The sequence below is a fragment of the Micromonospora sp. 4G55 genome, from assembly GCF_016803375.1.
Genome location: NZ_JAEVHN010000344.1, coordinates 1 through 6,468, shown reverse-complemented (window position 1 = coordinate 6,468; position 6,468 = coordinate 1). Strand labels below are relative to the sequence as shown.

Annotated in this window: 7 protein-coding genes; 4 read left to right on the top strand and 3 right to left on the bottom strand. The window is 66.6% G+C overall.

Going from position 1 to position 6,468, the window contains the following annotated elements; translation table 11 throughout:
* Positions 1-125: 125 nt before the first annotated feature.
* The gene (locus JNW89_RS23655) at positions 126-1,763 is read right to left on the bottom strand and encodes a lysophospholipase (protein WP_238450541.1); all 1,638 of its coding nucleotides are present in this window, start codon (positions 1,761-1,763) and stop codon (positions 126-128) included.
* A 428-nt stretch (positions 1,764-2,191) separates the two neighbouring features.
* On the opposite strand from JNW89_RS23655, the gene JNW89_RS23650 reads away from it, so the two are divergent.
* Together JNW89_RS23650 and JNW89_RS23645 are read left to right on the top strand one after the other, a co-directional pair.
* Positions 2,192-3,034 (top strand): glutamate ABC transporter substrate-binding protein, encoded by an 843-nt coding sequence (locus JNW89_RS23650; RefSeq protein ID WP_238450544.1) that lies wholly within the window; start codon positions 2,192-2,194, stop codon positions 3,032-3,034.
* 93 nt (positions 3,035-3,127) lie between these two features.
* Positions 3,128-3,376, top strand: coding sequence for a TrmO family methyltransferase (locus JNW89_RS23645; RefSeq protein WP_309140022.1), 249 nt, complete (start codon positions 3,128-3,130; stop codon positions 3,374-3,376).
* Between the two features lie 389 nt (positions 3,377-3,765).
* On the opposite strand, the gene JNW89_RS23640 is transcribed toward JNW89_RS23645, so the two are convergent.
* On the bottom strand, positions 3,766-4,182 hold the full coding sequence (locus JNW89_RS23640; RefSeq protein WP_238450540.1) for an NUDIX domain-containing protein: 417 nt from the start codon (positions 4,180-4,182) through the stop codon (positions 3,766-3,768).
* Between the two features lie 199 nt (positions 4,183-4,381).
* Between JNW89_RS23640 and JNW89_RS23635 the strand changes: the two genes are divergently transcribed.
* Both JNW89_RS23635 and JNW89_RS23630 read left to right on the top strand, forming a co-directional pair.
* On the top strand, positions 4,382-4,945 hold the full coding sequence (locus JNW89_RS23635; RefSeq protein ID WP_111135932.1) for a dihydrofolate reductase family protein: 564 nt from the start codon (positions 4,382-4,384) through the stop codon (positions 4,943-4,945).
* Between the two features lie 193 nt (positions 4,946-5,138).
* On the top strand, positions 5,139-5,918 hold the full coding sequence (locus JNW89_RS23630; RefSeq protein ID WP_238450542.1) for a transposase family protein: 780 nt from the start codon (positions 5,139-5,141) through the stop codon (positions 5,916-5,918).
* Positions 5,919-6,149: 231 nt separating this feature from the next.
* Here JNW89_RS23630 and JNW89_RS23625 read toward each other — a convergent pair.
* On the bottom strand, positions 6,150-6,468 hold a 319-nt coding region (locus JNW89_RS23625), incomplete at its 5' end, for a tyrosine-type recombinase/integrase (RefSeq protein ID WP_238450539.1).

The following is a 6,468-nucleotide window of genomic DNA, read 5'->3' as shown; positions in this document are numbered from 1 at the left end:
CGACCTGCTCGACACCGGCGGGCTGGCCGCCCTGGTGGCCGGCCTGCCGGAGGCGGCGTCCCCGGCGTAAGGCCCGCGTGCCATTGCCCTTCCGGCGCCGCAGTAGGCAACCCTGGCGGTTCGGCTCAGGGTCGGCAGGGTTCCCGTCGCAATGCCGCATCGGGCTGGTCGGCGGCATGCCATACCGGATTGAGTGCTAACGGCAGGGCTGGTGCCTGCCACGCTCCGGCGACCCGCTGGAGGGCCGAGTATTCCCAACGGAGCAGGTTGCTTGGCGGCTTGCCGGTGAGGTGATCGGCCAGGTGGCGCAGTCCGGCCGGCCCGTCGATCAGATGGCCATGGAAGCCGGCCATTTGGATCACGGGAATCTGGGCGTTGAGCTCCGCCGGGACCGTGATGGCATCGACAATCGGCAGTAGCGCGATCATCCGCACGCCCGGCACCGGACAGAGCAGGCGGTTGCGGTAGAACGGCGCGTCGTTCAGCAGGGAGCGAATAAACGGCGAGTCGGGAGTGTCCGGTGCCTCGCTAGTGGCTTCCATAAGCTTGAACATGCCGCGCAGTTGCCAACCCGTGGCGATGCCCCAGCCCGAACGAGCCTGCGGCGGCGGGTAGTAGGCACGCCCGGCCCGCAGGATTGGGCTGTCCAGGACCACGGTGTCGACTGCGGGGTGCGGGTAGCGGTCCAGGTAGTAGCGGACGATGAGGGCGCCTTCGCTCTGTCCGACCAGCGAAACCGGCTTACCGCTACGCGAGTGAAGCTGATCCACCTGGGTGGCGAGTAGTTGGGCGCTGGTGGACAGCGACTGGTGGGTGTCGACCGGTGAGTAGAACACCGGCTTGCCGTGGTGGTCGGTGCCCCGGTACGAAAAGCGCACCACGGGAGGTTGGGATTCTGACGGGTCGCCATAGTGGGCCGAGTTGTAGCCGCCGAGGAAGATCACCGGATGGCCGATGTCCCCGAACTGTGGCAGGGCGTCGATGGGTTGCAGCGACTGGCCTGCGCCGCGGGCCCCCCGGTCCTCGGCGTATTCGACCAACAGCAAGCTGCTCACCACCAAGGCGACGACCAGCGGCGTTACGGGCAGTCGGGACCACCGCACCCGTTGCTGGAGCACCGTGGCGCGCACCTTTCGCTGCCACAGTAGGCCGTTGACCATTCCGGTCACGGCGGCTGCCGGTACCGTCAACCGATCCGGGACGGACCAGACGAGCGCGGCGCCCGCGGTGAGGTTCACGAAGTTGAGCAGCGACCAGCCGACCGTGGCGGCCGACGGCAGGCCACGCCACCAGTCCGGCACAATCCCGCCCCGCTGTAGCAGCGGGGCCAGGGCTATCACCGGCACCAACTCAAGGAACTGGAAATAGGCCAGCGAAACGTCCGAGGCGACCACGGCCAGCGCAGTCCACGGCGAGAGAATCACGGCAACGACGGCCGCGAAGGCCAGGTTGCGGCCGGCCAGCCGGCGAAACGACGGACACGGCCGCTCGGCCGGCCAGGCGAGCGCGACTAGTACGGCCGAGAACAGTCCGCGGAGCACGATGGCGCCCAGCAACAGGCCGGCGAACATGGCCCAGGAGTTGTGATACACCAGCACCCAGCGCAGGTCGAAGAATGCCGCGTACGGCGAGATCGCACTGGCCTGGGGCGCCAGGCCGAACGCCGAGGTGAAGTTGACGGCGTACAACACGGCCGCCACGGCCGCCGCCGGCACGGCAGTCAGGACGAGCAGCCACAGCAGACGTACCCGCTCAGGGCGCACGGTTCCTCCCTTCCGCCGGCCGACCGGAGGGTACGAGACCAGTTGGGGTCAACTTACCGTTCTGTGACTATTTCCGGACTAAATAGGCGAGCCCGGGGCAGCCCGCGGTACAGCACGCCAGGTCCCCTTGGGCTGCCTCACCCGAATAATCGCAACTGACCCGTACGGGCGAGACGAGACAGTAGGGTGGGGCCGGGGTCGGCCGACTGCTCATCCCGCTCGCCGCGGTCAACACGTGGCCGGCCGGCGCCCGCGCCGCCGCGGTGCAGCCCACGGCGATGCTCTTCGACGAATTGTCCGGTGCACTCGACCCGCACCTGGTCGGTAAGCGAGCAGCCAAGGACTTCCTGCCGACGATCCCGATGCGCGAGGGGTCCCGTGTGGGTGTGCGGCTCCGGGGCCGTGCGCCGTCGAAGAAGGAGAGAGGAATGCGTGTCACGCGGGTGGCGGCGATAGTCGTGGTTGCGGCACTCTCATTCACCACCGGTGCCTGCGGTGGCGGCGACAGCGGCCCCGGTGTCATCGAAAAGGCCGCGAAGACAAAGACGCTCGCCATCGGCGTAAAGCCCGACCAGCCGGGCCTCAGCCTGAAGACCGATGGCACCTACGTGGGCTTCGACGTCGAGATCGGGAAGATCGTCGCCAAGGGACTCGGCGTCGACCCGGCCCACATCCAGTGGAAGGAGACCAGCACGCCGAACCGCGAACAGGTCATCAAGGAGGGTACGGTCGACTTTGTCGTGGCCACCTACACGATCAACGACGCGCGCAAGAAGGCGGTCAGGTTCGCCGGTCCGTACTACGTCGCCGGCCAGGACCTGCTGGTCAAGACCGACTCGACCATCAGGGGGCCGGAGGATCTCGACGGCAAGGTCGTCTGCTCGAACGCCGGCTCGACGTCGGCCAGGCGGATCCGGTCGCAGTACCCGAAGGCCCGCTTGCAGCAGTACGACCAGGACTACAGGTGCATCCCGGACCTCGAGTCAGGCGCGGTCGACGCGATGAGCACCGACGACGTTATCCTCCTCGGCTACGCCATGCAGCCGGAAAACGCGGGCAAGTTCAAGCTGGTGGGCAAGACCTTCTCCGAGGAACCCTACGGCATCGGGATGAAGAAGAAGGACAAAGCCGGCTGCGAGAAGATCAACGAGATCCTGAAGGCCGCCGCGCGAGACGGGTCGTACAAAGCGGCCTGGGACGCCACGTTGGGCAAGAGTGGCAACTCGGTACCGACGCTGGACGCCAGCAAAATGAGCCACTGCAGTGCGTGAGCGACCCGAAGGCCGGCGGCGGCAACCGTCGCGATCAGCCCGCCGGGAGGAGCCGGATGGTCCGGTGTTGGTCCATCCAAGATCGGAACTGCGGTGTGGTACATCAACTGGCTCGGCGTGTCCCGGTGTCGGCTCATCAAGGTCGACGGCCTTGACCTTCACCTCGAGGAGCTGGATGCCGTGGACGGAACGCCGGTCCTCGACATCAAGGCCCTGGTCCTCCGAGTTCGGCCCGCGCGGGGAGATCAAGCAACCGACCAGGACGACGCAGATGCTTGGGCTGTACTTCGCGGAGCCCCGCCCAGACGCGGGCGAATCCACCGGACGATGAGCCCGCTGTGAGCCCGGACGCCCACGGATCGGCCGGCACCACCCATCACTGAGGAACAGCCATAGGGGTGCTACCCGGACAGATAGACACCCCTATGGACTGTCAGTAACCCCGAGTCACCATCGGGATTCAACTTCTAATCCCAAGGCCGCAGGTTTGAATCCTGCCGGGCGCACCACCGTCAACGCAGGTCAGCAGCTTTCCGCTCCCGGTCGAGACGATCACCACGGCCTCCGTACAGCCATTCGTACAGCCAAGTCACCCGAAGAGGTGCTTCGCGGCCTCGTCCACGGCGGCCCGCTCGATCTCCGGCAGGACGTGGGCGTAGGTGTTCATCGTCAGCCCGATCTGACTGTGCCCGGGCACCTTCATCACCGTCCGGGGCGAGGCACCGGAGACGTCACGTGACGAGCACGGCGGTGAGCATCGAGAGATACGACTCATGGGCGAGACGCAGGCTGTCAAGGTCGGACGTCTCGAACCACGCCACAGCGTCGTGCTCGTCCGGCGCGGCGTTGACGGGTGTTCCGGTCCACCTGTCGACCAACCAGATCTGCATGTCGAACGTCGCGGTCCGGATCTCATGCATCGGCGGGCTGGACGGCTCCGATGCCGTGATTCCCAACTCCTCCCGAAGCTCGCGGACAAGGCTCTCTTTCGGATCCTCCCCCTCCTCAACATGACCGCCCGGCAGGTCCCACACGTCGGGATACCAACGGCGTCCGGCGCTTCGATGACACAGCAACACCCGATCGCCGTCGCGAAGAACGGCCGTCACAATCCGGACCGGACCGGAGTCGCCAGCGGAGATTGTCATCGGCACACTCTGACCCATGCGGATCTGTCGCGATCAGCGCGCTGAGTCGTCGCGGATCAGTTGGCGGACGACTGTCGCACATCAGTCGACGGAGGACGCAGCCTCACCCGTAGGCCGGCCCTCGGTGTGGCCTGACCGATGATTCTTCCGCGCCGTGCTGGTCTGTACGCCGAGTACCGACTCACGGGAGGCTGACACCATGCGAAAACTGACCTTCGGCATGAACCTGAGCCTGGACGGCTACATCGCCGCGCCCGGCGACGACCTCGGCTGGAGTGTGCCGAGCGACGAGCTGTTCCAGTGGTGGTCCGACCGGGTGAGGGCGACAGGCATGGCGCTGTACGGGCGCAAACTGTGGGAGACGATGAGCTCCCACTGGCCGACCGCCGACCAGCAGCCGGGTGCCACACCGGCGGAGATCGAGTTCGCCCGCCGCTGGCGGGACATGCCGAAGGTGGTGTTCTCCTCGACGACCAGCACGGTCGACTGGAACACCCGCCTGGTCACCGGCGACGCGGTCACCGAGATCACCCGGCTCAAGGCCGAGGACGGCGGCCCCATGGATATCGGCGGCGCCACACTCGCCGCAGTGGCCATGCGGGACGGGCTGATCGACGAGTACGCGATCGTCACCCATCCGGTCCTGGTAGGTGGCGGCACGCCGTTCTTTGCGGCCCTGGACAACTGGGTGAACCTGACCCTGGTGGAGACCCGGACGTTCCCTGACGGCGTGGTCCTGACCAGGTACGAGACCAGGCGCTGAGTACTCCAACCTCGGATCGGCCCGGGCTTCGGGCCGCCCAAGGATCTCGTGGCGCTGTGTTTCGAGGCGATCGTGATACCCGTCCCGGATCACAGACCGTGTATGGCACAAGACACGCCTTGCCGTGCGCTGTCTAAGGGACGTCTCGTAACCCGGCAGGTGTCCCTTGAGGACGATCATCGAAGATGTCCTGATGCAGGTGATCTCCTCAGCCCGGCCGGAGTGGATCTTTCCGTTCACCGGCCTGCAGCCCGCCCAGTTCCGCCGGCTGGTCCGGCTGGTCGCTGAACGTGGCGGGGAGGCCATCGCTGACGGCCGGCCGGGCCGGCAGTGGGCCCTCGACCTGCCCGACCGGGTGCTGCTGGTGGCCGCGTACTGGCGTACCAACCTGACCATGCGGCAGATCGGTCCGCTGTTCGGGGTGTCGCACTCCGCCGCGCACCGGGTCATCGACACCCTCGGACCGCTGCTGGCCCTGGCCCCGGTCCGCCGGCGCCCGGTCGACCAGATCGCGATCGTCGACGGCACTCTGATCCCGACCCGGGATCACCGCCTGGCCGCGCCGAGCAAGAACTACCGCTACTCGACGAACCTGCAGGTCGCCATCGACGCCACCACCCGCCTGGTCATCGCCGTCGGCGACCCGCAGCCAGGCAACCGCAACGACACCATCGTCTACCGCACCTCTGGCATCGACCAGAAGCTGAACGGGCGGCCGGTCATGGCCGACGGCGGCTACCGCGGCAACCCCGACGTGATCATCCCGTACCGCAAGAACCGCGACGGCAGCCCACTGCCGGACTGGAAGCAGGAGCTCAACGCCCAACACCGCACGGTCCGCGCCCAGGTCGAACACGCCCTGGCCAGGATGAAGTGCTGGAAGATCTTGCGCGACTACCGCCGCGCTGCCAGCACATTGACCGACACCGCTTCAGCCATCGCCCATCTCCACAACATCGCCCTCGTCAGGTGAGCACCGACCCGGTCACGGACAACGCCTTCACTGAGTTACGAGACGTCCCTTAGGGACTCGTTACGCAGATCAGAGGGGCTCCGAATGCAGGTCAAGGGACCGTGATGGTTACTTCACACCGAAGAGGTCACTGGTTCGATCCCAGTATCGCCCACGCAGGTCAAAGGCCACTTCCCGGAAACGGGAGGTGGCCTTTCTGTTGCGGTACAGCAGCTAAGTACAGCAGTTCCGTCAGCGGCCCAGTGAATCACCGAGGCGTTTGAGGGCGTCTCTGGTCGCCTTCGTCGATACCTGGGTGTAGATCTCCATCGTTACGGAGAAACGGGCGTGCCTCAGCACCTGCATGGCGACTCTGGGGTGGACGTCCAGGTCGGCTAGCAGCGTGGCGCAGGTGCGCCTGGCGTCGTGGACGGTGATCGGCTTGACGTTGGCCTTCTCGCACCTCGTCTGCCAGGAGCGCTGGAAATTGCGCGGCTCGATTGGCGTGCCGTAGCGGGTGGTGAAGACGAGGTCGGTTTCGTGCCACGCCTTGCTGGCGGCTGCTCGTGCC

Bases quoted from the DNA above. Each gene is read 5' to 3' on its own strand.
- JNW89_RS23650 (WP_238450544.1), top strand. From the start codon at position 2,192: ATGCGTGTCACGCGGGTGGCGGCGATAGTCGTGGTTGCGGCACTCTCA.
- JNW89_RS23640 (WP_238450540.1), bottom strand. From the start codon at position 4,182: ATGACAATCTCCGCTGGCGACTCCGGTCCGGTCCGGATTGTGACGGCC.
- JNW89_RS23635 (WP_111135932.1), top strand. From the start codon at position 4,382: ATGCGAAAACTGACCTTCGGCATGAACCTGAGCCTGGACGGCTACATC.
- JNW89_RS23630 (WP_238450542.1), top strand. From the start codon at position 5,139: ATGCAGGTGATCTCCTCAGCCCGGCCGGAGTGGATCTTTCCGTTCACC.